This is a genomic window from Pseudomonas sp. BF-R-19 (assembly GCF_019956445.1).
Taxonomy (GTDB): Bacteria; Pseudomonadota; Gammaproteobacteria; order Pseudomonadales; family Pseudomonadaceae; genus Aquipseudomonas; species Aquipseudomonas fluorescens_BH.
On record NZ_JAHBDN010000070.1, the window covers coordinates 249,756 to 275,769 of the forward strand.

The 26,014-nt window shown below is 62.0% G+C and carries 27 protein-coding genes; 4 read left to right on the forward strand and 23 right to left on the reverse strand.

The window, feature by feature from the left end; all coding sequences use genetic code 11:
* Window positions 1-49: 49 nt before the first annotated feature.
* The 23 genes from KGB28_RS21020 to cbiE all read right to left on the reverse strand — a co-directional run bounded on the left by KGB28_RS21020 (window position 50) and on the right by cbiE (window position 21,350).
* Window positions 50-355: an urease subunit beta gene (locus tag KGB28_RS21020; RefSeq protein ID WP_223447672.1), complete on the reverse strand. Its 306-nt coding sequence runs from the start codon at window positions 353-355 to the stop codon at window positions 50-52.
* Window positions 355-888 (reverse strand): GNAT family N-acetyltransferase, encoded by a 534-nt coding sequence (locus KGB28_RS21025; protein WP_223447674.1) that lies wholly within the window; start codon window positions 886-888, stop codon window positions 355-357. The genes KGB28_RS21020 and KGB28_RS21025 overlap by 1 nt, the downstream gene beginning before the upstream one ends.
* Window positions 889-894: 6 nt before the next feature.
* Window positions 895-1,428, reverse strand: coding sequence for a GNAT family N-acetyltransferase (locus KGB28_RS21030; RefSeq protein ID WP_223447676.1), 534 nt, complete (start codon window positions 1,426-1,428; stop codon window positions 895-897).
* 9 nt (window positions 1,429-1,437) lie between these two features.
* Window positions 1,438-1,740 (reverse strand): urease subunit gamma, encoded by a 303-nt coding sequence (locus KGB28_RS21035; RefSeq protein ID WP_223447678.1) that lies wholly within the window; start codon window positions 1,738-1,740, stop codon window positions 1,438-1,440.
* Window positions 1,741-1,896: 156 nt separating this feature from the next.
* The gene (locus KGB28_RS21040) at window positions 1,897-2,736 is read right to left on the reverse strand and encodes an urease accessory protein UreD (RefSeq protein ID WP_223447680.1); all 840 of its coding nucleotides are present in this window, start codon (window positions 2,734-2,736) and stop codon (window positions 1,897-1,899) included.
* A 241-nt stretch (window positions 2,737-2,977) separates the two neighbouring features.
* Entirely contained in the window at window positions 2,978-3,676 is a 699-nt protein-coding gene (gene urtE, locus KGB28_RS21045) for an urea ABC transporter ATP-binding subunit UrtE (RefSeq protein ID WP_007979642.1), read from the reverse strand.
* A 132-nt stretch (window positions 3,677-3,808) separates the two neighbouring features.
* Window positions 3,809-4,678: an urea ABC transporter ATP-binding protein UrtD gene (urtD, locus tag KGB28_RS21050; protein WP_223447682.1), complete on the reverse strand. Its 870-nt coding sequence runs from the start codon at window positions 4,676-4,678 to the stop codon at window positions 3,809-3,811.
* Window positions 4,675-5,754, reverse strand: coding sequence for an urea ABC transporter permease subunit UrtC (urtC, locus tag KGB28_RS21055; protein WP_223447684.1), 1,080 nt, complete (start codon window positions 5,752-5,754; stop codon window positions 4,675-4,677). The genes urtD and urtC overlap by 4 nt, the downstream gene beginning before the upstream one ends.
* Complete coding sequence (gene urtB, locus KGB28_RS21060) at window positions 5,754-7,256, reverse strand: urea ABC transporter permease subunit UrtB (protein WP_223447686.1); 1,503 nt, start codon at window positions 7,254-7,256, stop codon at window positions 5,754-5,756. The genes urtC and urtB overlap by 1 nt, the downstream gene beginning before the upstream one ends.
* Before the next feature lie 155 nt (window positions 7,257-7,411).
* The gene (gene urtA, locus KGB28_RS21065) at window positions 7,412-8,677 is read right to left on the reverse strand and encodes an urea ABC transporter substrate-binding protein (protein ID WP_090328640.1); all 1,266 of its coding nucleotides are present in this window, start codon (window positions 8,675-8,677) and stop codon (window positions 7,412-7,414) included.
* 318 nt (window positions 8,678-8,995) lie between these two features.
* Window positions 8,996-9,418, reverse strand: a complete 423-nt coding sequence (locus tag KGB28_RS21070) for a hypothetical protein (RefSeq protein WP_223447688.1) — start codon at window positions 9,416-9,418, stop codon at window positions 8,996-8,998.
* Window positions 9,419-9,616: 198 nt separating this feature from the next.
* Window positions 9,617-10,627, reverse strand: a complete 1,011-nt coding sequence (locus tag KGB28_RS21075) for a FecCD family ABC transporter permease (RefSeq protein ID WP_223447690.1) — start codon at window positions 10,625-10,627, stop codon at window positions 9,617-9,619.
* Window positions 10,624-11,583 (reverse strand): ABC transporter substrate-binding protein, encoded by a 960-nt coding sequence (locus KGB28_RS21080; RefSeq protein WP_223447692.1) that lies wholly within the window; start codon window positions 11,581-11,583, stop codon window positions 10,624-10,626. Before KGB28_RS21080 ends, KGB28_RS21075 begins: the two co-directional genes overlap by 4 nt.
* Window positions 11,580-12,368, reverse strand: a complete 789-nt coding sequence (locus KGB28_RS21085; protein ID WP_223447694.1) for an ABC transporter ATP-binding protein — start codon at window positions 12,366-12,368, stop codon at window positions 11,580-11,582. The genes KGB28_RS21080 and KGB28_RS21085 overlap by 4 nt, the downstream gene beginning before the upstream one ends.
* 180 nt (window positions 12,369-12,548) lie before the next feature.
* Window positions 12,549-13,928: a PepSY-associated TM helix domain-containing protein gene (locus tag KGB28_RS21090; protein ID WP_223447696.1), complete on the reverse strand. Its 1,380-nt coding sequence runs from the start codon at window positions 13,926-13,928 to the stop codon at window positions 12,549-12,551.
* Between the two features lie 110 nt (window positions 13,929-14,038).
* The gene (locus KGB28_RS21095) at window positions 14,039-16,156 is read right to left on the reverse strand and encodes a TonB-dependent copper receptor (RefSeq protein WP_223447698.1); all 2,118 of its coding nucleotides are present in this window, start codon (window positions 16,154-16,156) and stop codon (window positions 14,039-14,041) included.
* A gap of 192 nt (window positions 16,157-16,348) precedes the next feature.
* Window positions 16,349-16,792, reverse strand: a complete 444-nt coding sequence (locus KGB28_RS21105; RefSeq protein WP_223447700.1) for a DUF2946 domain-containing protein — start codon at window positions 16,790-16,792, stop codon at window positions 16,349-16,351.
* A 21-nt stretch (window positions 16,793-16,813) separates the two neighbouring features.
* Window positions 16,814-17,293, reverse strand: coding sequence for a copper chaperone PCu(A)C (locus KGB28_RS21110; RefSeq protein ID WP_223447702.1), 480 nt, complete (start codon window positions 17,291-17,293; stop codon window positions 16,814-16,816).
* Between the two features lie 47 nt (window positions 17,294-17,340).
* Window positions 17,341-17,739, reverse strand: a complete 399-nt coding sequence (locus KGB28_RS21115) for a DUF2946 domain-containing protein (protein ID WP_223447704.1) — start codon at window positions 17,737-17,739, stop codon at window positions 17,341-17,343.
* 110 nt (window positions 17,740-17,849) lie between these two features.
* Window positions 17,850-18,173 (reverse strand): DNA-binding protein, encoded by a 324-nt coding sequence (locus tag KGB28_RS21120; protein WP_008016808.1) that lies wholly within the window; start codon window positions 18,171-18,173, stop codon window positions 17,850-17,852.
* 153 nt (window positions 18,174-18,326) lie between these two features.
* A complete protein-coding gene (locus KGB28_RS21125; protein ID WP_223447706.1) occupies window positions 18,327-19,052 on the reverse strand; it encodes a cobalt-precorrin-6A reductase in 726 nt (241 codons plus the stop codon).
* Window positions 19,049-20,146, reverse strand: a complete 1,098-nt coding sequence (locus KGB28_RS21130; RefSeq protein ID WP_223447708.1) for a cobalt-precorrin-5B (C(1))-methyltransferase — start codon at window positions 20,144-20,146, stop codon at window positions 19,049-19,051. The genes KGB28_RS21125 and KGB28_RS21130 overlap by 4 nt, the downstream gene beginning before the upstream one ends.
* Entirely contained in the window at window positions 20,139-21,350 is a 1,212-nt protein-coding gene (gene cbiE, locus KGB28_RS21135; protein ID WP_223447710.1) for a precorrin-6y C5,15-methyltransferase (decarboxylating) subunit CbiE, read from the reverse strand. Before cbiE ends, KGB28_RS21130 begins: the two co-directional genes overlap by 8 nt.
* 168 nt (window positions 21,351-21,518) lie before the next feature.
* On the opposite strand from cbiE, the gene cobG reads away from it, so the two are divergent.
* The 4 genes from cobG to cobJ are packed head-to-tail and all read left to right on the forward strand — an operon-like array spanning window position 21,519 to window position 25,894.
* A complete protein-coding gene (cobG, locus tag KGB28_RS21140; RefSeq protein ID WP_223447711.1) occupies window positions 21,519-22,841 on the forward strand; it encodes a precorrin-3B synthase in 1,323 nt (440 codons plus the stop codon).
* Window positions 22,834-23,460 (forward strand): precorrin-8X methylmutase, encoded by a 627-nt coding sequence (locus tag KGB28_RS21145; RefSeq protein ID WP_223447713.1) that lies wholly within the window; start codon window positions 22,834-22,836, stop codon window positions 23,458-23,460. Before cobG ends, KGB28_RS21145 begins: the two co-directional genes overlap by 8 nt.
* The gene (locus KGB28_RS21150; RefSeq protein ID WP_223447756.1) at window positions 23,460-24,191 is read left to right on the forward strand and encodes a precorrin-2 C(20)-methyltransferase; all 732 of its coding nucleotides are present in this window, start codon (window positions 23,460-23,462) and stop codon (window positions 24,189-24,191) included. Before KGB28_RS21145 ends, KGB28_RS21150 begins: the two co-directional genes overlap by 1 nt.
* A complete protein-coding gene (gene cobJ, locus KGB28_RS21155) occupies window positions 24,191-25,894 on the forward strand; it encodes a precorrin-3B C(17)-methyltransferase (RefSeq protein WP_223447715.1) in 1,704 nt (567 codons plus the stop codon). The genes KGB28_RS21150 and cobJ overlap by 1 nt, the downstream gene beginning before the upstream one ends.
* Window positions 25,895-26,014: the final 120 nt, after the last annotated feature.

Below are 26,014 nucleotides of genomic sequence, written 5' to 3' on the forward strand. Positions count from 1 at the left end.
TGTGGGAGCGGGCTTGCTCGCGAAGGCGTCAGTGGGGACATCGCATTACTTAGAGGTCACCCATGATCCGCCCGGCAAATCCAAACACCCGACGATGCCCCGCCAAATCCACCAACTCTACCTCGCGACTCTGCCCCGGTTCGAAGCGCACGGCGGTGCCGGCAGGAATATTCAAGCGCATGCCGCGGCTGGCGGCGCGGTCGAACGTCAGGGCGTCGTTGGTTTCGAAAAAGTGGTAGTGCGAGCCGACCTGGATCGGCCGATCACCACTGTTGGCCACTTTCAGACTGATCGTGCGCCGGCCGGCGTTGAGTTCGATCTCGCCGGGCTGGATCTGGTATTCACCGGGAATCATCAATGGGCTCCTTGGAGAATCTTGTAGTACAGCGCGGTCGGCTTGTAGCGGCCGCTCGGGTCGCAGGCGTAGTCGGGAATCTCACCGGCGCGGGTATAACCCAGTGATTGGTAGAAGTCTTCGGCGGGCGAACCGGCCTCGGTGTCGAGGTAAAGCATGCCGCGCTTGTGCTGCAGGGCAGCCGCCTCCAGAGCGCTCATCAGTTGCTGGCCCAGACCGCGACGCCGCGCATGTTCGCGCACCAGCAACTTCTGCACTTCGGCACGGTTCAGGCCGTTGGCTTTCTGGCACAGACCCAGCTGTACGCTGGCCTGCACCTGCTCGTCCTTGACCACCACCCACAGCAACACATTGCCCTTGATCAGGTTGTCCTGGACCTCGTCGAACCAGGCGTGGGCCTGGGTGGTATCGAGGTCAGCCATGAAGCCGACACTGGCGCCATAGCCGACGGCATCGAGCAGCAGGTCGATCAGGCCCTGGCGATAATGCGCAAAGCTTTCAACGTTGACGCGTCGCAGTTGGGCGGGGTTCATGGGCGATCACTCCTTGTTGGTGGCGGGTGGTTGCGCGCCAGGATTGAGGGTCAATTGCATGAAAGTCAGGTCCAGCCAGCGGCCGAATTTGGTGCCGACCTGAGGCATTTGCCCGGTGGTGATAAAGCCGATGCGCTCATGCAAGCGAATGGAGGCGGCGTTACCGCTTTCGATGGCGGCGACCATCACGTGCTTGCCGCAGCCTTTGGCGCATTCAATCAGCGCTTCCATCAGTTGCGGGCCGAGGCCGTTGCCGCGCTGGTCGCTGCGCACATAGACCGAGTGCTCGACGGTGTGGCGGAAACCGTCGAAGGGTCGCCAGTCGCCGAACGAGGCGTACCCGAGCACCATATTATCGGCATCGACAATCACCAGGATTGGATAAGCCTGGGCTTGCCGGGCGTTGAACCAGGCCTGGCGGTTGCCGAGGTCGACCGCCTGCTCGTTCCAGATCGCCGTGGTGTTGAGCACCGCGTCGTTGTAGATGTCGCGGATGGCTGGCAAGTCGGCATGCACGGCATCGCGGATGTGGTAAGTCATGGCGCGGCCTCAGGCGATGGGTTGGTGGACGGTGACCAGTTTGGTGCCGTCGGGGAAGGTGGCCTCGACCTGGATTTCCGGGATCATTTCCGGGATGCCTTGCATCACTTGTTCGCGGGTCAGCAGGGTAGTGCCCAGGTGCATCAGGTCGGCCACGGTCTGGCCGTCGCGAGCGCCTTCAAGCAGCGCGGCGGAAATGTAGGCCATGGCCTCCGGGTAATTGAGTTTCACGCCGCGAGCCAAACGCCGCTCGGCCACCAGGCCGGCGGTGAAGATCAGCAGCTTGTCTTTTTCGCGTGGGGTCAGGTCCATCGTAGACATCCATAATCGGCAGTTAAAAGGTGTGGGATCTGTGAGTACACATCCCCTGTGGGAGCGGGCTTGCTCGCGATGGCGTCGGCACATTCAACAAAAACGGTGCCTGACACACCGCTATCGCGAGCAAGCTCGCTCCCACAGAAAGGCAATTCAGGTGTTCCATATTCTGGGTGGTACGGCTTCGCGACCCAGCAGGGCAGGGCGTAACAACTTCCAGAGTTCAATCAACCATCCCCGCGCCAACAACGCTTCACTGGCCAGACACCGTGCAACCAGCAACCCCGGCAGTTGGGTCAGATCCCCGCGCACGTCGTTGGGTAGTGAGCGGCAGGTTTCCAGCAAGTCGCTATCGATTTCCCCGGTCACCAGCAATGTAGCAAACACCGGTTGCCCATCCAGTCCGATGGGCGAGTCCAGCAAACCGTCTGCCCCGACAATGCGCTGGCGTTCATGCCAGAGCAATTGGCCGTCGCGGCGGATATCCAGCTGCGCCTGGAAGTGCCCAAGATCGAAGCGCTCGCCACTGGCCGGACGGCCCAGGGCCACGACGTCCCAGTAGAACAGCCGCGCATCGTCTTCAAGGTCGATGCAAGTGCTGAGCTCAGCCTGCGCAGCGCTGAAAATGATCGTCTCCTGGGGCAGCCATTCCAGCGTCGCACCGGCCGCCACCTTCAACTTCAGCTGCTGATAGGCGGGGCCGGCGGCGCGATACCACTTGGCCGCGCCGGGGCTGGTGATTTGTGCCCAGGCATCGCGCTCGACGCTGGCCGAGATGTCCAGCCGATCACCGCCGGCAATTCCGCCTGGTGGGTGGACGATGATGTGCTGGCAGACTTCTGGCCCTTCGGCATACAGGTGTTTCTGCACGCGCAACGGACCTTTGTGTCGACGCTGGACCGGGCGAGTGGTGTTGTCGAATCGGGCGTAGCCAAGCTCCAGTTCGGCGTGCCAACTGGGGGTAAACAAGGCGCCAGATGCGGGAAGAGTCATAGTCAGTGCTTATCGTGGGGTCGTCAGGATAGTTGCAAAGGCTGTGCCGCAAGAATTCGCAGGAAGGAGGCGTCTATTGATTGTGCTGATGCACCAACGCAGGGCCAGTCATGAAATATCGTGCAATAAATTGGTGCGCCTCATCGATGGCGAACCGGATCGACCGGACTTCTCGGTCCGATCACGGCTGATTGGTTCCCTGCCAATCGCTCCCCTCCAGGCCTCACGGAGAGTGATCGACTCAGATCGTGACCAGTCCGCGCACCCCTTCGGCTTCCATGTTCTCGCCGCGCCCCTGTTGCACGATCTCGCCCCGGGACATCACCAGGTATTGGTCGGCCAGTTCGGCGGCGAAATCGTAGAACTGCTCGACCAGTAGAATGGCCATGTCGCCCCGGGCGGCGAGTTTTTTGATCACGGCACCGATCTCCTTGATCACCGATGGCTGGATGCCTTCGGTGGGCTCGTCGAGGATCAGCAGGCGAGGGCGGCTGGCCAACGCACGGCCGATGGCCAGTTGTTGTTGCTGGCCACCGGACAGGTCACCGCCCCGGCGTTGCTTCATTTGCAGCAGCACCGGGAACAGCTCGTAGATGAACGCCGGCACTTCCTTCGCTTCGCTGCCGGGAAAGCGCGACAGCCCCATCAGCAGGTTTTCTTCCACGGTGAGGCGGCCGAAGATCTCCCGGCCCTGCGGCACGTAGGCGATGCCGGCATGCACGCGTTGGTGCGGCTTGAACGTGGTGATTGGCTTGCCTTCCCAGTTCACCGCGCCTTCCTTCGCCGGCAGCAGGCCCATCAGGCATTTGAGCAGGGTGGTCTTGCCCACGCCGTTTCGGCCGAGCAGGCAGGTGACTTCGCCGACCTTCACGTCAAACGTCAGGCCGCGCAGGATGTGGCTTCCGCCGTAGTACTGGTGCAGTTTTTCGACTTGCAACATTCTCAAATACTCCTCAAATCCCCTGTGGGAGCGGGCTTGCTCGCGAATGCGGACTGACATTCAACATTTGCATCGACTGGCACACCGCTTTCGCGAGCAAGCCCGCTCCCACATGGGGCGGTGTTCACATGTCTATCGACCGAGATAAACCTCGATCACCCGCTCGTTGTCCTGCACCTGCTCCAGCGACCCTTCTGCCAGCACGCTGCCCTGATGCAACACCGTGACGTGGTCGGCAATCGAGCCGACGAAGCCCATGTCGTGCTCCACCACCATCAGCGAATGCTTGCCAGCCAGGCTCTTGAACAGCTCGGCGGTGAATTCGGTTTCGGCGTCGGTCATGCCCGCCACCGGCTCATCGAGCAGCAGCAATTGCGGGTCCTGCATCAGCAACATGCCGATCTCCAGGAACTGCTTCTGACCATGGGACAACAGGCCGGCCGGGCGATTGACCGAGCTGGTCAGGCGAATGGTTTCCAGCACTTCGGCGATGCGGTCTTTCTGTTCGCCGCTCAAACGCGCCCGCAGGCTGGCCCACACCGACTTGTCGGTTTTCTGCGCCAGCTCAAGGTTCTCGAACACGCTCAAGGCTTCGAACACCGTCGGTTTCTGGAACTTGCGACCGATGCCGGCCTGGGCGATCTGCACTTCGCTCATTTGCGTCAGGTCCAGGGTTTCGCCGAACCAGGCCTTGCCGTGGCTGGGGCGGGTCTTGCCGGTGATCACGTCCATCAGCGTGGTCTTGCCTGCGCCGTTGGGGCCGATGATGCAGCGCAGCTCACCGACGCCGATGTACAGGTTCAGTTCGTTCAGCGCGCGGAAGCCGTCGAAGCTGACACTGATGTCTTCCAGGGTCAGGATGGTGCCGTGGCGGGTGTTCAGGCCTGGCCCGACGCGTTGGCCAAGGCCGATGGCATCGCGGCTGCTGCCGGCGTCCTTGTTGGGCTCCACAGGAAAAAACGCTGGTTCGAGCATGAATTCAGCGGTTGCAGTGACTCTCATTGCTCACCTCTTTTCTTCAGCAGACCGATCACGCCTTTGGGCAAATACAGGGTCACGATGATGAACAGCGCGCCGAGGAAGAACAGCCAGTACTCGGGGAACGCCACGGTGAACCAGCTCTTCATGCCGTTGACCACGCCGGCGCCGAGCAACGGACCGATCAAGGTGCCACGCCCACCCAGTGCCACCCAGACTGCCGCTTCGATGGAGTTGGTCGGCGACATTTCACTCGGGTTGATGATCCCCACTTGCGGCACGTACAACGCACCGGCCAGGCCGCACAACACCGCGCTCAACACCCACACGAACAGCTTGAAACCGCGTGGGTCGTAGCCGCAGAACATCAGGCGATTTTCCGCATCGCGCAGCGCGGTCAGTACCCGGCCGAACTTGCTCTGCGCCAGGCGCCAGCCGATGAACAGGCTCGCCACCAGCAACAGCACCGTGGCGAAAAACAGCACGGCGCGGGTGCCCGGCTCAGTGATGCCGAAGCCAAGAATGGTGCGGAAGTTGGTGAAGCCGTTGTTGCCGCCGAAGCCGGTTTCGTTGCGGAAAAACAGCAGCATGCCGGCGAAGGTCAGGGCCTGGGTCATGATCGAGAAATACACGCCCTTGATCCGCGAACGGAAGGCGAAGACGCCGAACACCAAGGCCAGCAAACCCGGCGCCAAAACCACCAGGCACAAGGTCCAGAGGAAGCTGCTGGTGCCGGTCCAGAACCACGGCATTTCGGTCCACGACAGGAAGGTCATGAACGCCGGCAAGCCATCGCCCGAGGCCTGGCGCATCAGGTACATGCCCATGGCATAGCCGCCGAGGGCGAAAAACAGACCGTGGCCGAGGGACAGCAAGCCGGCGTAACCCCACACCAGATCCAGTGCCAGTGCGACGATGGCGTAGCAAAGAATCTTGCCCACCAGCGTCAGTGTGTAGGCCGAAACGTGCAGCGTGCTGTCGGGCGATAACAGCGACAGCAGCGGTAGCGCCAACAGCAGAACGAGGATCACTGCACCGACGGCAATCGAGACTTTAGGGCCGGCTTTTTGGGTCACGGTAACGAGCAGGGGCTGGTTCATCAGTCGATCACCCGTCCTTTGAGTGCGAAGAGGCCTTGCGGACGCTTCTGGATGAACAGAATGATCAGCGCGAGGATGAGGATCTTGCCGAGCACGGCACCGATCTGCGGTTCGAGAATCTTGTTGGCGATCCCCAGGCCAAACGCCGCCAGCACGCTACCGGCCAACTGACCGACACCGCCGAGCACCACCACCAGGAACGAGTCGATGATGTAGCTCTGGCCGAGGTCCGGGCCGACGTTGCCGATCTGGCTCAGGGCCACGCCACCGAGGCCGGCGATACCCGAGCCGAGGCCGAAGGCGAGCATGTCCACACGCCCGGTGGGTACGCCGCAGCAGGCGGCCATGTTGCGGTTCTGCGTGACGGCGCGAACATTCAGGCCAAGGCGAGTCTTGTTCAGCAGCAGCCAGGTCAGCACCACCACAAACAGCGCAAAGGCAATGATGACGATGCGGTTGTACGGCAGCACCAGGTTCGGCAGTACTTGAATGCCGCCCGACAGCCACGCCGGGTTGGCCACTTCGACGTTCTGCGCGCCGAACACCAGGCGAACCAGTTGGATCAGCATCAGGCTGATGCCCCAGGTGGCGAGCAGGGTTTCCAGCGGACGGCCGTAGAGGTGGCGAATCACCGTGCGCTCCAGCGCCATGCCGATGGCCGCGGTGACGAAAAACGCCACGGGCAGCGCGATCAGTGGATAGAACTCGATGGCCTGCGGTGCGAAGCGCTGGAACATCAGTTGCACCACATAGGTCGAGTAGGCACCGAGCATCAGCATCTCGCCGTGGGCCATGTTGATCACGCCGAGCAGGCCGAAAGTGATCGCCAGACCGAGGGCGGCGAGCAGCAGAATCGATCCCAGGGACATGCCGCTGAATGCCTGGCCGAGCATCTCGCCGACCAGCAGTTTGCGTTTGACTTGAGCGAGGCTGGTTTCGGCGGCGGTACGCACATTCGCGTCGGTTTCAACGCCCGGCTCCAGCAGGCTTTCCAGGCGTGTTCGGGCCAGCGGATCGCCGGTTTCACCGAGCAGGCGTACAGCGGCGAGGCGCACGGCCGGGTCGCTGTCGACCAGTTGCAGATTGGCCAGAGCCAGGCTCAATGCGGCGTGAACGCCTTCGTCCTGTTCGCCCGCCAACTGCTGGTCGAGGAATTTCAACTGCGCCGGCTTGGCACTTTTCTGCAATTGCTGCGCGGCGGCCAGACGGATTTTGGTGTCGGCGGCGAGCAACTGATGGCTGGCCAGGGCCGTGTCGATGAGACCCCGAAGGCGGTTGTTCAGACGCAAGGTTTTCGGCTGGCCGTTGATGCTCAACTCGCCTTGTTGCAGGGCGTTGATCAATTCGATACGGGCCGGATCGGGCTGCGCGGCCCAGGACTCCAGTAGTCTGGCTTGCTGCACGGGATTGGCGGTGACGAAGTCTTCGGTGTCACCGGCGTGGGCGGCCATCGGCAACAAGAGTGCGATCGCCAGAAGAAATCGGTACAGGGCAGTGGGCATAGAGAGTCGCCTTGCTCGGACTAAATGTGGGAGCGGGCTTGCTCGCGAAGACGGTGTGTCAGTCACATAGATGTTGGATGTGCCGCCGTCTTCGCGAGCAAGCCCGCTCCCACAGGGAGTTGTGTTGGGCCGGAACAATCGTCAGGCCCAATGGCTTAGTTACTCTTCACCGCATACTCCGGCTTCTTGTCGTTGCCCGGGATGAACGGGCTCCACGGCTGGGCGCGGATCGGTCCTTCGGTCTGCCACACCACGTTGAACTGACCGTCGGCCTGGATCTCGCCGATCATTACCGGCTTGTGCAGGTGGTGATTGGTCTTGTCCATGGTCAGGGTGTAGCCGGACGGCGCGGCAAAGGTCTGGCCGGCCAGGGCTTCGCGGACTTTGTCGACGTCGGTGGACTTGGCTTTTTCCGCCGCTTGCGCCCACATGTGGATGCCGACATAAGTGGCTTCCATCGGATCGTTGGTGACGGCTTTGTCTGCACCCGGCAGGTTGTGTTTCTTCGCGTAGGCTTTCCAGTCATCGACGAACTTCTTGTTCACCGGGTTCTCGACCGATTCGAAGTAGTTCCACGCCGCCAGGTTGCCCACCAGTGGCTTGGTGTCGATGCCGCGCAGTTCTTCTTCGCCGACCGAGAACGCCACGACCGGAACGTCGGTGGCTTTCAGGCCCTGGTTCGCCAGTTCTTTATAGAAGGGCACGTTGGAGTCGCCGTTGACGGTGGAGATAACCGCCGTCTTGCCACCGGCCGAGAACTTCTTGATGTTGGCGACGATGGTCTGGTAGTCGCTGTGACCGAACGGGGTATAGACCTCTTCGATGTCCTTGTCGGCCACGCCTTTGGAGTGCAGGAACGAACGCAGGATCTTGTTGGTGGTGCGCGGGTAGACGTAGTCGGTGCCGAGCAGGAAGTAGCGCTTGGCGCTGCCGCCCTCTTCGCTCATCAGGTATTCAACGGCAGGGATCGCCTGCTGGTTCGGCGCCGCGCCGGTGTAGAACACGTTTGGCGACATCTCTTCGCCTTCGTATTGCACCGGGTAGAACAGCAGGCCGTTGAGTTCTTCGAACACCGGCAGTACCGATTTGCGCGACACGGAAGTCCAGCAACCAAACACCACGGCGACCTTGTCCTGGGTCAGCAACTGACGACCCTTCTCGGCGAACAGCGGCCAGTTCGAGGCAGGGTCGACCACCACCGGCTCGAGCATCTTGCCGTTTACGCCGCCCTTGGCGTTGATCTCGTCGATGGTCATCAGCGCCATGTCTTTCAACGACGTTTCGGAGATCGCCATGGTTCCGGACAACGAATGCAGAATACCGACCTTGATGGTCTCGGCGGCCTGGACAGTCCAGGTCATGCCCATCGCGGCGATGCTTGCCGAGAGTGTGAAAGCCTTGATCAAACTGCGACGCTTCATTGTGCGATCTCCATGAACTTATGAGTTTTCTTGGTTGGCAGATGCGGACTACTGAAGGTGTGTTTTGCAAGGGCTGTGCCCGGTCGGCAAAAGGCAGGGAAATGTCGTTTTAGAGCGGTTGAACGGTTTGATGGCGCACCATGAAGGATCGCGTCTGGCGCGTTGGTGCGAAGAGCTGCGCCAGATTGGGGCGGGTAGCATCGATCAATTGTGAGAGCGGGCTTGCTCGCGAAGAGGGTGTGTCAGACAACATGAATGGCAACTGAAACACCGCATTCGCGAGCAAGCCCGCTCCCACAAGGTCAGCGGCGCATCAACTCAGCTTTTAATGCAGGTTTCAAAACCATGTCCGCCCCCTTCGTACTCCGGGCCGTAGTAGTACTTGGTAAATGAAGTTTTCCCGTCAGGGGTTTTAGCAATTTCCGCAATCCCGACGCCGTAATCCTTGAGCGACGGATCCGTATGGGCAAAGTAAATCGCCAGGGAACTCAAGTTGGCGGCAGCAAATCCGTCATACCGGGAGTTGTCGAGCAACGTCAGTGTAAAACCGTAGGCGCCGTGTTCGCCGGTACTCTGTTCGGCATTGAGTTTCATGTCGACAACACCTTCAAACGCACCGATATGGCTGTCCATTCCGGTGCATTGATACCGGCCGCTGTAGTCAACGCCAGTAAAGGGTGGCTGCACTGCCCATGCGGGCGCTGAAACAAGTGCAATGGATGCGATGAACTTCTTGAACATGTTTACCTCTTTCCGCTCTTGTAAGAGTTTTGGCGATTAAGGTGTAGGAATAATCGTCGTTGAAGTGCGCGAGCGTTTTGTAGTTGAACTCGCGAGTGCGGAGTATGAACATGATGGTTAACTTGTTAAGCGTTAACTCAATACGAGGTTTTTCCAAGCGTAAATACAGTTCTGAAACTTCTTTAATTAAATGTGGCGTTAACGACGTCGCATCAACCCGATGAAAAACAACCCGCCAATCGCCGCGGTGGCAACGCCGATGGGCAAGTCTTCGGGGGCGATCAGTGTCCGGGCGGCGACGTCGACCCAGACGAGAAACAGGCTGCCGAGCAACCCGCACACCGGCAGCAATCTTCGGTGTTCAGCGCCGACCAGGCGCCGCGCAATGTGCGGCACCATCAGCCCGACAAAACCGATCGAGCCGCTGATCGACACCAGCACCCCGGTCATCAATGACGCAATCAGAAACACCCGCAGGCGCACGCTGCGTGCATTCAGGCCCAGGGTCACCGCTGTCTGCTCACCGGCCATCAGCGCATTCAGCGGTCGCGCCATGCCCAGCAGCAAAATCAGCCCGAGCAGCACGCTGGCGGTCGGCACCGCCAGCAGCTCCCAGCGTGCCAACCCGAGCCCGCCAAGCATCCAGAACATCACCGCCGAACTGGCTCGATGGTCGCCCATGAACAGCAGCAAATTGGCAATCGCCATCATCACGAACGACACCGCCACGCCGCACAGCAGCAAGCGGTCACTGTCCAGGCGACCATGACGGCTGGCGATCATCAGCACCACCAGCATGCTCAGCAATGCACCGATGAATGCCGCGATCGGCAAGGTCAGCAGGCCAGCGATTGCACCGACATGCAACACCACGATGACTGCGCCCAAGGTCGCGCCGGACGTGACGCCGAGCAGGTGCGGGTCAGCCAACGGGTTGCGCGTGACCGCTTGCAGCACCGCGCCGATCAACGCCAGGCCGGCGCCCACCAACGCGCCAAGTAGCATGCGCGGGACGCGGATCAGCCAGACGATATGCTCTTGTCCAGGGTTCCAGTCCGGCACACCGAAACCGAACAGTTTGTGCAACAGGATGCGCCACACCACATCCAGCGGCACCCGTGCCGGGCCGAAACCCAGGGATACCACGCACGACACCAGCAACAGGGTACCGAGGGCGATCAGCAACAGGGCGTAGCGACGGTTGATCATTCGCCGTGGAGACCCTTGGCCAGGGTGGCGACCGCCAGCACGTTATCGATCCCCGGCGTGGCCTGCACGTAAGGGATGACGATGAAGCGCCGGTGCTTGATCGCGTCCACCGATTGCAGGGCCTTGTTGCCCAGCAGGAATTGAATCTTCTGTTCGGCAGTGACTTCGCTGTAGTCGACAATCACGATCACCTGCGGGTTGCGCTCGACCACGGTTTCCCAATTGACCCGGGTCCAGCTCGCGTCGACATCCTCCAGGACATTGCGCCCGCCAGCGGCGTCGATCAGAGCTTGCGGCATGCCCAGGCTTCCTGAGGTCATGGCCCGGTCTTCGCCGCTGTCGTACAGGAAGACCCGCGGTTTTTCCACGGGCAGGTCTTTGCCGATGTCCGCCACTTGCGCCTGCATGTCTGCGATCAGGGCGTTGGCGCGGTCCTGCACGTCGAAGATTCTGCCGAGGTTGCGCAGGTCGTTGTAGGTGTCTTCGAGGCTGGCCGGCGGGCGTTTCATCACGAAGGCGCAGGATTCGCTCAGCTCGTACACATTGATGCCCAGCGGTTGCAGGGTTTGTGGTGTGAGATCGCCGCCGATACGCATGCCGTAGTCCCAGCCGGCGAAGAAGAAATCGACGTTGGCATTGAGCAGGGTTTCCACCGACGGGTACTTGGCCGCCAGCTCCGGCAGGCCTTCGAGAATGCCCTGCATCTCGGGCGTCACGGCCTTCCAGCCACTGATGCCGCTGTAACCGGCCATCTGCGGCTTGAGGCCGAGGGCGAGCATCATCTGGGTCATGTTGATGTCGTGGCTGAGGGCGTGTTGCGGTGCCTGCTTGAAGGTCACTTCGCGGTTGCAGCTTTTGATTGTCAGCGGGTAACGGGTGGCTTCGGCCAATGCCTGGGCGCTGCCCAGCAGCATCACGAGAGGGAGGCAGCAGCGCAGCAGGGAACGCAAAGTCATGGTTGGGTTATCCAGGTGATTCGTGGGTAGCCGTGCAGTGGGTGTTCATCGATCAGTGCTTCGACGCCGAACACATTGCGCAGCAGCGCAGCCGTCAGGACTTCTTTTGGCGTGCCGCTGGCGACGATACGACCATGATTGATCACGTACAGCCGATCACAAAAAGCCGCCGCCAGATTGAGGTCGTGGATGCTTGCCAGGGTGCCGATGTTCAAGCGCGTGACCAACTGCAAAAGCTCAAGCTGGTAACGCGGGTCGAGGTGGTTGGTCGGCTCGTCGAGGATCAGCAATTGTGGTTGCTGGGCCAGGGCGCGGGCGAGGATGACTCGCTGTTTTTCACCACCGGAGAGAGTGACGAACCCGTGGTCTTCGAAGCCCTTGAGGCCGACGGATTCCAGGGCCTGATTGATCAGGTCGCGGTCTTCAAAGGTGTCGCCATCGAACAAGCCTTTATGCGGGGTGCGGCCCATGGCGACCACTTCCTCGACCGTCAGGCCAAAGGCATCAGGGAACTCCTGCAACACCACGGCGATGCGTTGCGCGCACCAGCGCGAGGATTGTTTCCAGACGTTCTGGTGATCGAGCCTGACCTCGCCGCTTTCCGGTTTATTGAAGCGCCAGGCACACCGCAACAGGCTGGTCTTGCCGCTGCCGTTGGGGCCGATCAGACCGACGAATTCACCAGCGGCCACGTGCAGAGAGGCATCGCGCAGATGGAATTGGTGGTGGTAATGGCCGTGGCCCAGTGGGGACCAGGTGAGGTTTGTGAGGTTCAGCGAGGTCATGCAGTGGCTCTTGAGGTGATGCTGATGGCCCCTTCGCGGGCAAGCCCGCTCCCACAGGATTTGCGCGAACCCGGTGGGAGCGCGCTTGCCCGCGAAGGGGCCCGAAAGGACACCCTGAATGCGAGAGGGTGACGCGCGGGGGAGTTTACAGCCCATTGAGCCCCGCGCATCTCGCCTGTTTCATGATGAAGATGAGGCGCTCTCAGTCTGCCGGGTGAAGCGCGACAGCAGCACACGATCCAGCACCCACACTACCACCAGCGAAGCGCCCACCAACGGAAAGGCCACCGCCAGGGCGAACATGATCACCATCGCGGTTTTCCATTTCGGCAGGTCGTGGCGCAGCGGCGGCACGCCGAGTTTTCCTTGCGGACGGCGCTTCCACCAGATCACCACGCCGCTGACCGCGCTGAGTAAAATCATCAGGCAGATCAGCAACACGACGATTTGGTTGAACGTGCCGAACATCTTGCCTTCGTGCAGCATCACGCCGATTTCCGTGGCGCGGGCGACGGTGCCGTACTGCTCGAAACGTACATCGGCCAGGACCTTACCGGTGTATTGATCGATGTGCAGCGTGGCGTCATTGCGCGGGTCGTCGGCGAACAGGGCGATGGTGAACACGCCGGTTGCAGTGGTCGGCAGGGTGATGCTGTAACCCGGTTCGACCTTGCGCTCTCTGGCGATGTTTTGTACGTCCTGCAGGCGGATGGTCGGCGAGGCCGGGCCGGCCGCTGCACCGTCGTGGGCCATGTGCTCGGCATGGTCGCCGGACATCGGCATCGGCGTGTTTTCCATGGCCCACGGCACGGTCTGGCGGGTGGCGGTGTTGAGGCTGCGCGCCTCGATATCGGACTTTGGCACGTCATCCCACATGGCGGCCGGGAACACGTTCCATACTTCGGCGTATTGCTTGCCCCAGAAGCCGGTCCAGGTCATGCCGCTGAGCAGCATCACCAGCAGCAGGGAAGCGCCCCAGAACCCGGTGACCGCGTGCAGGTCGCGCCACAATACGCGACCACGACTGTTCAGGCGTGGCCACAAAATGCCTGCCGCCTGACCGCGCGGCCACCACAGGAAGATGCCGGACACCACCAGCACCACGCCCCAACCAGCGGCCAGTTCGATCAGCCGATCGCCAATGGTGCCGATCATCAACTCGCCGTGAATCGACCGGGCGATGGCTTGCAGGTTCTTCTTGGCGTCTTGCTCGCCGAGGATGTCGCCGTGGTACGGATCGACGAAAACGTTCAGCTCCTTGTCATCGTTGAGCACGACAAACTGCGCGCTGCGCTCGGCGTTGACCGGTGGCAGGTATTGGGTGACCTGGCCTTGTGGATAAGCTGTTTTCACCCGTGTCAGCAGGTCGTCGGCCGGTACGGTGTGATGACCGGCCGGGACGTTGAGCAGGCTGCTGTACATCAGCGAGTCGAGCTGCGGTTTGAACAGGTAGAGGGTGCCGGTCAGGGCCAGCATCACCATGAATGGCGCAACGAACAATCCGGCATAGAAATGCCAGCGCCACGCCAGGTTGTAGAAATTCACTTTGGGCTGTTTCATCACGTGTGCTCCGCTTGGCTGGATCTTTTAGTTGTTTGTTTTGCGGTTGCTGCGCAACCGATCGCGAGCAGGCTCGCTCCCCTGTAGGAGCGAGCTTGCTCGCGAAGCTTTTAGAAGCTCATGTCCACCTTGGTCCAGAGCGTTCGCCCCGGCTCCTTGATGGCTTGCGGGTCATTGGCGGGGTAGCCGAAACCGGCGTTGCCGGCCAGGTTCAAGTGCTCGGCGTAAGCCTTGCCGAACAGGTTGTCGACGCCGCTGCTGACCTTCCAGTTGCTGTTGATCCGATAGGCACCGTTGAGGGAGAACACGCCGAAACCCGGCGTCTTGCCGAAATCCTTGCCGACCACGTTGCCCTTGTTCTGGTCGATGCGGTTTTGCGCGGCGACCACTCTCCACAGTGCGCCGGCGCTCCAGTTGTCTTCGCTGTAGGTCAGGCCGAAACGGGCATCCAGCGGCGGCATTTGCGGCAATGCACTGCCATCGCTGCTGTTCTTGCCCCAGGCGTAGGCCAGGGTCGCGTCGGCTTTCCAGTTGTTGGTGAAGTTGTAAGCGGCGCCCAGTTCGCCGCCCATGATTCGCGCGTCGATGTTTTCGGCTTGCGAGGTCGTACCCATCATTGTCGGGGTGTAATTGAACAGGATGTAATCGCGCACCTGCCCGACGTAAGCCGAGGCCCAGGCTTCGAGGTCTTCGGTCTTGTATTGCAGGCCGAAATCGAGCTGGGTGGTTTTTTCCGGTTTGATCGAATCGAAGGCATTCACCGAACCGGCGGGGCCGGATTTGGGTGAAAACAGCTCCCAGTAATCCGGGAACCGCTGGGTGTGACCGAGGCCGGCATACAAGGTGGTCGGGCTGTCGGCCAGGTCATGCTCGTAGCGGATGAAACCGCTCGGCAGGGTATCGGCGCGGGTGTCGTCGGCGGTCGGATTCGGGCGGGTCATCATGCCCGAGCCGACGGTCTGCCGAAAATCCTTGGCCGAGGCGCGGTCCAGGCGTGCGCCGCTGATCAGGCGGTCACGGTCGGCGGCGTACCAGGTCAGTTCGCCGAACACACCGTAGTTATGGAAGTCGGCATCCTTGGTGTAGGGCAGGTCCTTGTAGGTGTCGACGCCCATGGCGCCGCGCTGGCGATGCTCGTTGGTCTGCGCGTCAATGCCGCTGATCAGCTGTACATCGGCCCAGCGCCAGGTGGCCTTGACCCGGGCGCCGAGGGTGCGGCGGTCGACGTTGGAGGCCATGGGCCCGGCCATCATTCCGGTGCCGGATGGCGTGCGCAGGGTGTAGTTGTCCATCACGTGGTCGGCGTAGTTGTAGTAGACCTGCGCCTCGACCTTATCCAGCACCTCGCCGATGTTGGCCTGCTCGAAGCGCAGGCCGAGGCTCTCGCGCAGGAACTGCGAACCGTCCATGCCGCGCCCGGCGTAGCGGGCTTCACCGTCGCCACGGCCGGCGGTCAGCTCCAGCAAGGTGTCGGTATTCGGCGTCCAGCCGACGGCCACGTCGCCGTTCCATTTGTCGTAGCGCGACGCCACGGTGTCGTTGTTGCCGTCCTGGTAGTCGTCGGAGTGCGCGGTGTTGCCAATGACCCGCACGTAACCTGACTGACCGCCGGCTGCGGCGTCCACCAGTTTGTCGAAGCGACCGTAGGAGCCGGCCAGCACGCTGGCGTTGACCCGTGTGCCGAGTTCGCCGAAGTGCTCCGGCTCGCGGTCGAACAGGATAGTGCCAGCCGAGGAACCCGGTCCCCACAGCACGGTTTGCGGGCCCTTGATTACGGTGAGTTTGTCGTAGGTTTCCGGCGAGATGTAGGAGGTCGGGGCGTCCATGCGGCCCGGGCAGGCACCGAGCATCATGCCGCCGTTGGTGAGGATGTTCAGCCGCGAACCGAACATGCCGCGCAGTACCGGGTCACCATTGGTGCCGCCATTGCGCACCATGGCAAAGCCGGGGATGGTTTTCAGGTAATCGGCGCCGTCGCTGGCCGGTACCGGTTGGCGCGGATCCTTGGGGTTGGTGACGATGGTCAAGGGCGAGCTGGGCGCAACGGCGGTAATCACCGTCGGGCTCAGTTCTTCAGTGTGACCGGAATGTTCATCGGCCAGCGCAGAGGGCGCCAGCAAGGCACCGCACAGGATCGCGGTGGCGTGCCTGAAACGAACGGCGGATTCGTTCAGGGCATAAGAGGCTTGGGCAGGGCTCAAGCACGGGACAGCGGAAAACCGGGACATGACAATTTCCATCGAACAGTCGTAAACGACACGGCCGGCAGCCTGAAGCTGTCCCTGTGGGAGCGGGCTTGCTCGCGAAAGCGGTGTGCCAGACAACATCAACGTTGACTGACACTCCCTCTTCGCGAGCAAGCCCGCTCCCACAGGTTGCGTTGGCTGTCTTGCGGACCGTGTGAAATCAGAAGTGAGTGTTTACGCGACGACGGGCGGGGCGCGGGTGCGGGCGCCGGGGAAGAAGGTTTGCCGGGCATGGCCCAGGCGTGGAGAGGGTGTGGTGAAGGTGTTGACGGGCGCGATGACGAAGTTGGCGAAAGACACGCCACCGGTCAGCGCCGGGCAATTGAACAGCAGGCTGCAATAGCCGCACTTTTCCCACAGCACATGGTGCCCGAGGGCAGGCGGGCAGTGCTCGGCGGCGGCTTGCGTGGCATGGTCGGCATGTTCCATCGCCGACATGTCCATGCTCATACCCGCAGGCATGCTCATCGACATGGCGCGCGAATCCATCGGCATCGACTGAGAAATCAGTGGACCGATAAAGATCATCAGCATGGCGAACAGGCTGATCCAGCTGCCGCGTGTCAGGCTCAATGCCTGATTGCGTGACCTGGATGACCTGGCGCTAAGCGGGCGCATGGGCGTTTTCAGTTCAGGCGATTACGGCTTGTGCACGTGCGCTTGCATGGTGTCCGGCGCCTGCTTCTGCACCGCGACTTCGACCGTCACGTCACCGGACTTCTCGAAGTGCAGCGTCATGGGGAAACGCTTGCCGTCAACCAGCAGGCTGCGGTCCTTGAGGCCCAGCAACATCACGTGATAGGCCATCGGCGCAAAAGTGACCTCGCTTCCGGCGGGCACTTCCACGCTCGGTACGTGCTGCATTTTCATCATGTCGCCTTGCATCACGTGCTCATGCAACTGCGCTTCGCCCGCAATGGGGCTGTCGACGCTGAGCAGGCGGTCGGCGGTCTTGCCTTCATTGTTGATCACGAAATACGCCGCAACGGTGGGCGCATTGGGCGGCAACTCCTGGGACCACGGATGAGCGATTTCCAGTGCGCCGACCTTGTATTCGTGGGCATTGGCAAAGCAGGCAGGCAGCAGCAACGCAGCCAGAACGATGAGTTTGTTCAACATGGCAGTTCTCCGGAACGATTTAAAACGCAGTCAATTGCGAGAAAAAATCACACCAGAGGGGACGCGCGGGGGTTGAGGCTCGGCCATTGCTGGCGCGGTGACGGGCTGTCGAGCGAAGTGGCGGGCAGGCTTCGGTTGGATTCGAAGTGCGCGAAATACAGCTGTGGCGAATGCCCCGGCAACGCCACCAATGGCGCAGAACCCGAGCAGCACCAGCAATGCTGCATGTTGGAATGATCGTCGTTTTGCGGGGCTTTCTGTTCAAGGTCCCCGATGGAAATCGCCACCATCCTGGTGCCACTGGCGCTGCAGAAACTGCCCCACAACAACTGTTCGGCAGGTGACTTCGCCGTTTGCGCCATCGCTCCGGACATCGGCATGGCGAGCATGTTGAACAGCACTGCGAAGCAGGCTATCCAGGCAATTGCGAGCCGTTGTCGGGACATGGGACAAGATCCGTTTGGGTGGGCGATCAGGCGCGGGCTATTTAGCCTGATCAGGGCCGATAAGTAAAAAGGCGGCGTGCGGTTTGGTGTCGCAGCAAAAAGACGTCAGCTCAGTGCGCACGTACCGCATGTACTTGTATTTCTACTCCAAGCGTAGCGCGAATTACGGCGAATATTGCAGCCAGGTTGTCCATGCTCGGGTTGCCTTTGGCGGACAACATTCGATGGAGGCTTTTGCTGGGCTTTGCCGTTTCCTTTGCCAGTTCTTCAAAACCAACGGTGGCGTTGATGAGGTCGCGCAGGATGATCCGCGCCATTTCGGGTTCGCCGTTAAGAAACAGAGTAGCAGCCTCATCCAACAGTGCCTGGGCGAACTCGGGATCACGTTGGGCACGCTCGGCAATGGTGTGTTTGTAGCTTCGGGTGAGCGCCATGACGTTATCTCCGGTGTCGTTCAGTCTTTTTTATAGACACTCGGCTATCAAAGGGGCTGGTTTCGTTGTCCTGTACGTATTCTTCGAGTGTGATCACAGGCGGCCCTGATGGTAACAAATAGGTTACTTATCATGCAAGCCAATGATCCTGACCTAATGAGCGAAGACTGACAACGCACCAAGTGTTTCCTCAGGCGTCAGGAACTCCCGATCAACCCCCGGCAACACCGGCCGTTTCAAGATAATCACCGGTACCCCACGCTCACGCGCCACTTCCAGCTTTGGCTCGGTCGCCGTGCTGCCGCTGTTCTTGCTGATCAGCACATCGATGTTTCGCCGTTCGAACAACTCACGTTCATCGTCGATCAGGAAGGGGCCCCGTGCGCCGATCACTTCGCAGCGCTCGTTGCCCGGGTACACATCCAGTGCGCGCAGGGTCCAGAATTGCTCCGCAGGAATTTCGTCCAGGTGTTGCAGAGGCTCGCGACCGAGGGTGAACAGCGGTCGTCGGAAGGGCTTCAGGGCTTCGATCAGTTCGGCCCAATCGCTGACTTCCCGCCAGTCATCACCCGCCTGGGCTTGCCAGGCGGGACGGCGTAGCGCCCAGCAGCGAATGCCGCTCAAGCGCGCGGCGGTCGCGGCGTTCTGGCTGATTTGGGCAGCGTAGGGGTGAGTGGCATCGAGCAGTAGATCGATGTCTTCATCGCCAATGAACTGCGCCAGACCCTCGGCACCGCCGTAGCCGCCGACACGAACCTGGCATTGCAGATCGGTTGGCACCCGACCGACACCGGCCAGGCTGTAGATATGCTGCGGTCCCAGCGTGCGGGCAATGGTCATGGCTTCGGTCACGCCGCCGAGCAACAGGATGCGCTTCATTGAAAGGCTCCCGCATGGCCAACGATCCCGCCCTGGCGATCGATGGCAAAGACTTCCACCTGAACCTGCGCCGGCACCACGCTACGGGCAAAATCCAGGGCGTGCTGACAGACTGCATCACCCAGGGCGACCCCGGCTGCGGCGGCCATGGTCAGTGCCTGCTGGCTGGTGTTGGCCTCCCGGATGCTCTGCTGCAACGCGGCATCGGCACCGACCTGCGCCGCCCATAGCGCCAATTGCGGCAGGTCAATGCTCGAATGGCGACTGTGCAAATCCATGTGCCCGGCCGCCAGTTTGCTGATCTTGCCGAAACCACCGCACAGGCTGAGTTTATCCACCGGTACTTTGCGCAGGTGCTTGAGCACGGCGCCAACGAAGTCGCCCATTTCGATCAGGGCGATTTCCGGCAGGTTGTAGACCCGGCGCATGGTGTCTTCGCTGGCGTTGCCGGTGCAGGCGGCGATGTGCAGGTAACCGTTGGTTTTCGCCACGTCGATGCCCTGGTGGATCGAGGCGATGTAGGCCGCACAGGAAAACGGCCGGACGATGCCACTGGTGCCGAGAATCGACAGGCCACCAAGAATGCCCAGGCGCGGGTTCATGGTTTTCAGTGCCAGTGCTTCGCCGTTCTCGACATTGACCGTGACCTCGAAACCGCCGCTGTAGCCGAGTTCGTCGGCCAGTCGGGCCAGGTGTTCGCTAATCATTTTGCGCGGCACCGGGTTGATCGCGGGCTCGCCGACACCCAGCACCAGCCCGGGCCGGGTCACGGTGCCGACGCCGCGACCGGCCTTGAAGCGAGTCCCCGGTTCGCTGCTCAGGCGCACCTGGGAATAGAGCAGGGCACCGTGGGTCACGTCCGGATCGTCACCGGCGTCCTTGAGGGTTCCCGCTTCGGCGCCGTCCTCGGTGAGGCGGCAGAACTCCAGGCGCATCTGCACTTGTTTGCCCTTGGGCAACACGATTTCCACCGCATCGGTCGCTGTGCCATCCAGCAGCAGACGCGCGGCGGCGAGGCTGGTGGCCGTGGCGCAACTGCCGGTGGTCAGGCCACTGCGCAGGGGGGCGGGTTGTTCGGCGGTTTCGTCACGCATCGAAGGGCTTCGTCACGTCCAGCAAGGTAATCGGCAAGGCCTGGCGCCAGGTGTCGAAGTCGCCCAGCGGTTGTGCCTGGGCGATATGAATGCGGGTCAACTCCCCGCCGTGTTGCTCGCGCCAGGCCATCAGGGTCATTTCACTTTGCAGGGTGACTGCGTTGGCAATCAGCCGGCCACCGGGTTTGAGTTCGGCCCAACAGGTATCGAGCACGCCGTCGCGGGTGACACCGCCGCCAATGAATATCGCATCCGGTCGCTCCAGTCCGGCCAATGCCTGTGGCGCGCTGCCGCGAACCAGTTGCAGGCCGGGAACGCCGAGGGCATCGCGGTTATGTTCGATCAACGCTTGTCGGCCCGCATCTGACTCGATGGCCAGTGCGCGGCAAGCGGGGTGGGCGCGCATCCATTCGATGCCGATCGAGCCACTGCCGGCGCCGACGTCCCACAACAGTTCGCCGGGCGCCGGGGCCAGTCGAGCAAGGGTGACCGCTCGAACGTCGCGCTTGGTTATCTGGCCGTCATGCTTGAACGCCGAGTCCGGCAACCCGGCCAGTCGCGACAGGCGCAGCGTGTTCGGCTCGGCGATGCACTCGATGGCGATCAGGTTCAGGTCGGCGATCACAGGATCGGTCCAGTCATTGGCGATACCGTCGACACGTCGCTCGGCTTCACCGCCCAAATGTTCGAGCACGGTTATCCGGCTCGGACCGAAACCACGCTCACGCAGCAGTGCGGCGATGGCGGCGGGGCTGCTGCCGTCGTTGCACAACACCAGCAAGCGCACGCCACTGGACAATTGCGCGCTGAGTGCGGCGACGGGGCGGGCAACCACCGACAGCATGACCACTTCCTGCATGGGCCAACCCATTCGCGCCGCGGCCAGTGAGCAGGAGGACGGCGCGGGAAGCGTCAGCATCTCGGCTGCGGGGAGTTGCCGGGCGAGGCTGGCGCCGACGCCGAAGAACATCGGATCGCCACTGGCCAACACGCAAACGGGTTCGCCACGGTGCGACAGCAGCGACTCAAGGCAGAAGGGGCTCGGCCACGGCTGGCGCTCGCCGCGTATGCACGGCGGGAGCAAATCCAGATGCCGCTGGCCGCCGAAGATTTTCGCGGCGCGCAACAGCGCATGCCGGGCGTTTTTGCCCAGGCCCTTGAAACCGTCTTCGCCGATGCCTACTACCGTCAGCCAGGGTGTCATGCCATTCCTCAATCACGCGTTCAACGTTGTTGGGCGGCATGATAGCGCGGGTTCCTTGAGCTGACTGCCTTGTCTTCCCGACCGGAGTCTTTTCATGCAGCGAAGTAAAGCAGGCATAATACCGCGCACTTTCGCCGTGAACTGCCTCGCCACCTGAACGGGTCCACCTTGAACGAACGTCCACTGTCCACTGCCTTACGCCCCTCGGCCTGTCCGGGGTTGCTGCGTATTGTCCCGGCGCTGGATGGCGGCATCTGCCGGATCAAGTTGGACGGTGGTTCGATCAGCAGCGACCAGGCCGAGGCCGTAGCGTCTGCGGCCGAGCGTTACGCCAGCGGGGCGATCGAGGCGACCAACCGGGCCAACCTGCAGATTCGCGGCATTGGCAACGAGCAAGCGGCGTTGATCGATAGCCTGCTGGCCGCCGATCTGGGGCCGCGCACGGCGGCTGGCGACGATGTGCGCAACCTGATGCTCAGCCCCGGTGCCGGGATCGATCGGCGCATGTTGTTCGACACTCGCCCGCTGGCCGGGCAAATCCTCGCCACACTGCAAAACCAGGAAGCGTTCCACGACCTCGGTGCCAAGTTCGCCGTGCAACTCGATGGCGGCGAAGACCTGACGATGCTCGAACATCCCCATGACCTGTGGCTCTCGGCGTTTGAACAAGACGGCGAGCAACGGCTGGCGTTCGGTCTGGCGGGATGCCCGACGGACAGACCCGCCGGATCGGTTGCACTGGCTGACGGGCACGCGCTGGTGGTCGCGGTCCTTGAGTTGTTCCTTGAACTGGCGCGCCCCGAGCAGACACGGATGCGCCATTTGCTGGCCGAGTGCCCGATCGAGGGCATTGTGCTTCGACTGGCCGAGCGAGTGCCGCTGCAAGCCGTTGTCGGTTGGCAGCGGGTTTCGGGCTCAAGTGATTTGCACCTGGGTGCCCATCCCCAGGCCGAGTCCGGTGTTGTCTATGTGGGGGCCGTCCCGCCTCTGGGGCGGCTAGATCCGTCGATGCTGCGGGGGGTGGCACAACTGGCACGGGAGTTCGGTGATGCCAGTCTGCGCTTCACACCCTGGCAAAGCCTGCTGCTGCCCAATGTCCGCATGGAAAACGCCGCCGAAGTCATGGGGCGTTTGCAACGTCTGGGCTTGTCCTGTGAGGCCGGTCAGCCATTATCCCGGTTGATCGCCTGCACCGGTTCCAGCGGTTGCGCCAAGGGATTGGCCGAGACCAAGGGCGATGCCCTGCAACTGGCCGCGTTGCTGCACCGCCATGGACCGGCCCTGAACATGCACCTGAGCGGTTGCCCGCGCTCCTGCGCCGCTGCACATACGGCGCCCGTCACATTACTGGCCGTCGCCCACGGTCACTACGATCTCTATTTTCGCGATGCAGCACAGCCGGGTTTCGGCGCGCTGCACGCACGCAACCTTACTATTGAAGCGGTCGCGGCCCTGCTCGACGCCCGCTCACGGAGCCCCCTTGATGCTTGATTACATCCGCGACGGTCAGGAGATCTATCGCAATTCCTTCGCGATCATTCGCGCCGAGGCCAACCTCGACCGAATCCCGGACGATCTGGAGAAACTCGCGGTTCGTGTGATCCACGCCTGCGGCATGGTCGAGGCCATCGACGGCTTGCAGTTTTCCGCAGGGGCCGGCAAGGCCGGGCGTGATGCGCTGGCGGCCGGTGCGCCGATTTTGTGCGATGCGCGGATGGTCTCCGAAGGCGTGACCCGCGCGCGGTTGCCGGCGAACAATCCGGTGATTTGCACCTTGCGCGACGAGAGCGTTCCGGAACTGGCTCGTGAATTGGGTAACACCCGCTCTGCCGCTGCGCTGGAACTGTGGCGCCCGCACCTGGAAGGCAGCGTGGTGGTCATCGGCAACGCCCCGACGGCACTGTTTTACCTGCTGGAAATGCTCGACGCCGGTGCACCGAAACCGGCGCTGATCCTCGGTTTTCCAGTGGGCTTCGTCGGTGCCGCCGAATCCAAGGCCGCGCTGGCGGCCGACAGCCGTGGCGTGCCTTTCGTCATCATGCAAGGTCGCATGGGCGGAAGCGCCATGGCCGCCGCCGCCGTCAATGCCCTCGCCACGGAGATCGAATGATGCAGCAACCTGGACGTTTGATCGGCCTCGGCGTCGGCCCTGGTGATCCGGAACTGATTACCGTCAAGGCCCTGCGCTTGCTGCGCGAGTCGCCGGTGGTGGCGTATTTCGTGGCCAAGGGCAAGAAGGGCAACGCCTTCGGCATCATCGAGGCGCATCTGCAGGAAGCACAGAAGCTGTTACCGCTGGTGTACCCGGTGACCACCGAAGCGTTGCCGGCACCGTTGTCCTACGAGCAAGTGATCAGCGACTTCTACGATGACGCCGCCGACGAACTGGCGACGCATCTCGATGCCGGTCGCGACGTGGCGGTGATCTGCGAAGGCGATCCGTTCTTCTACGGCTCCTATATGTACTTGCACGACCGGCTCGCCGAGCGTTATCAGGCCGAAGTCGTGCCGGGCGTGTGCTCGATGCTCGGCGGGGCCTCGGTGCTCGGTGCGCCGCTGGTGTATCGCAATCAGAGTCTGTCGGTGTTGTCCGGTGTGCTGCCGCACGACGAACTCAAGCGTCGCCTGGCCGATGCCGATGCGGCGGTGATCATGAAGCTGGGGCGCAACTTTCCCAAGGTTCGCCAGGTGCTGGAAGAGCTCGGCCTGGCCGAACGCGCGTTGTACGTCGAGCGCGCGACCATGGCCAATCAGAAGATCGTGCCGCTGGATCAGGTCGAGCCGATGTCTTCTCCGTACTTCTCGTTGATCATCGTTCCCGGCGAAAGGTGGCAAGGCTGATGACTCGTCCAGTTCCGGCGATTGTCATTCTCGGCAATGGCAGCCTCGCTACCGCGCGCAGCATTCAGCAGGTGTACCCCGAAGCCCTGATCCACGGCCTGGCCGAGCGGGTCGAAGGCGCGGATCGGATCTATCACGAATTCGGCGCGACCCTGCGCGAGCTCTATCAGCAGGGCACACCGATCATTGCCCTGTGCGCGGCGGGGATCGTGATCCGCACACTGGCGCCCTTATTGCTGGAGAAGGGCGCCGAGCCACCGGTATTGGCGGTGGCCGAAGACGGCAGCGCCGTGGTTCCCCTGCTGGGTGGTCTTGGCGGTGTGAATGTGATGGCGCGGGAGATTGCTGCCGCGCTTGAAGTCGCTGCGGCGATCACCACCAGCGGCGAGTTGCGTTTCGGCACGTGCCTGCTCAACCCGCCCAGCGGTTATGCCCTTGGCGATCTGGAACTGGGCAAGCGGTTCGTTTCCGATTTGCTCGCCGGCGAAACCGTGCGTATCGAAGGCGAAGCACCGTGGCTGGCACAGGCGCAATTGCCTGAGGATGCACAGGCCCGATTGGCCGTGCATGTCAGTCATGCCGAGCGGGCACCCGCGGCCAACGAATTGTTGATCTACCCGCGTAATGTAGTGGTCGCTGTGGATGCTGGCCTGGTGAACGTCGCGGAGGCAGTGTGCGAAGCTTTGCATCAGGCGAAAATCGCCGTGCAGTCGCTGGCCTGCCTGTTGGCCGCCGACACCGAAATGGCCAGTTTGGGGTTGCGCGAGGCGGCGCTTGAATTGGGCGTGCCGCTACGCTTTGCCCACGCCGGGAAGGCGCTTGGCGAACGTCTGCGTACTGCCATCGGCCAGCCCGTTTCCATGCTTGGTAGCGACACCATTGCCATTGCGGTGGCAGAGCTGCCGCTGGACCCGTTGCAGATCGGCCGCCCGCGTGGACGGCTGGCGGTGATCGGCCTCGGGCCGGGCGCTGCTGAACTGATGGTGCCGGCAGTGAAGGCTGAACTGGCACGCGCCAACGATGTATTGGGCTACGAAACCTATGTGCGCATGGCCGGGCCGTTTCGTGCCGACCAGGTGCTGCATTGCACCGACAACCGCGAAGAGATGCAGCGCGCCCGTCACGCTTTCGAGCTGGCGGCCCAAGGGCGTTCGGTGGTGGTGGTTTCTTCAGGTGATCCGGGGGTTTTCGCCATGGCTGCGGCGGTGTTGGAAGCGCTGCACGAATCCACCGACGTCCATTGGCACAACGTCGATCTCGAGATTTTGCCGGGGGTTTCCGCCTCGCTGGCGACAGCCGCCCAGGCGGGTGCGCCGTTGGGGCATGACTTCTGCGTGCTGTCGCTGTCGGATAACCTCAAGCCCTGGGCAATCATCGAGAAACGCCTGGACCTGGCCGCGCAAGCCGACCTGGCCCTGGCCTTCTACAATCCGATCTCGCGTTCGCGGCCATGGCAATTGGGCCAGGCGCTGGACATCGTTGCCCGGCACCGCGTACCAGAGACTCCCGTGGTGCTGGGGCGGGATATCGGGCGTCCGGGGCAGACGCTGCGGACCACTACCCTTGGCCAGTTGACCCCGGATCAGGTCGACATGCGCACCATGGTGTTGATCGGTTCATCCCTGACCTGCGTTTTTCCACGCGCTGGAGGCGGGGACTGGGTTTACACGCCACGCTGGTATGGCAGTAAACCAGTATCCTGAGTTGAAGCGGCCTGGTTTTCCAAGCCGCTGTTTCAAAAAATACAAACTAACGATTAGCCCGCGGTCAATGAAAGTTGTCGTGGGCTTTTTGATATTTGCTATTTGAAATAAGTTTTAAGT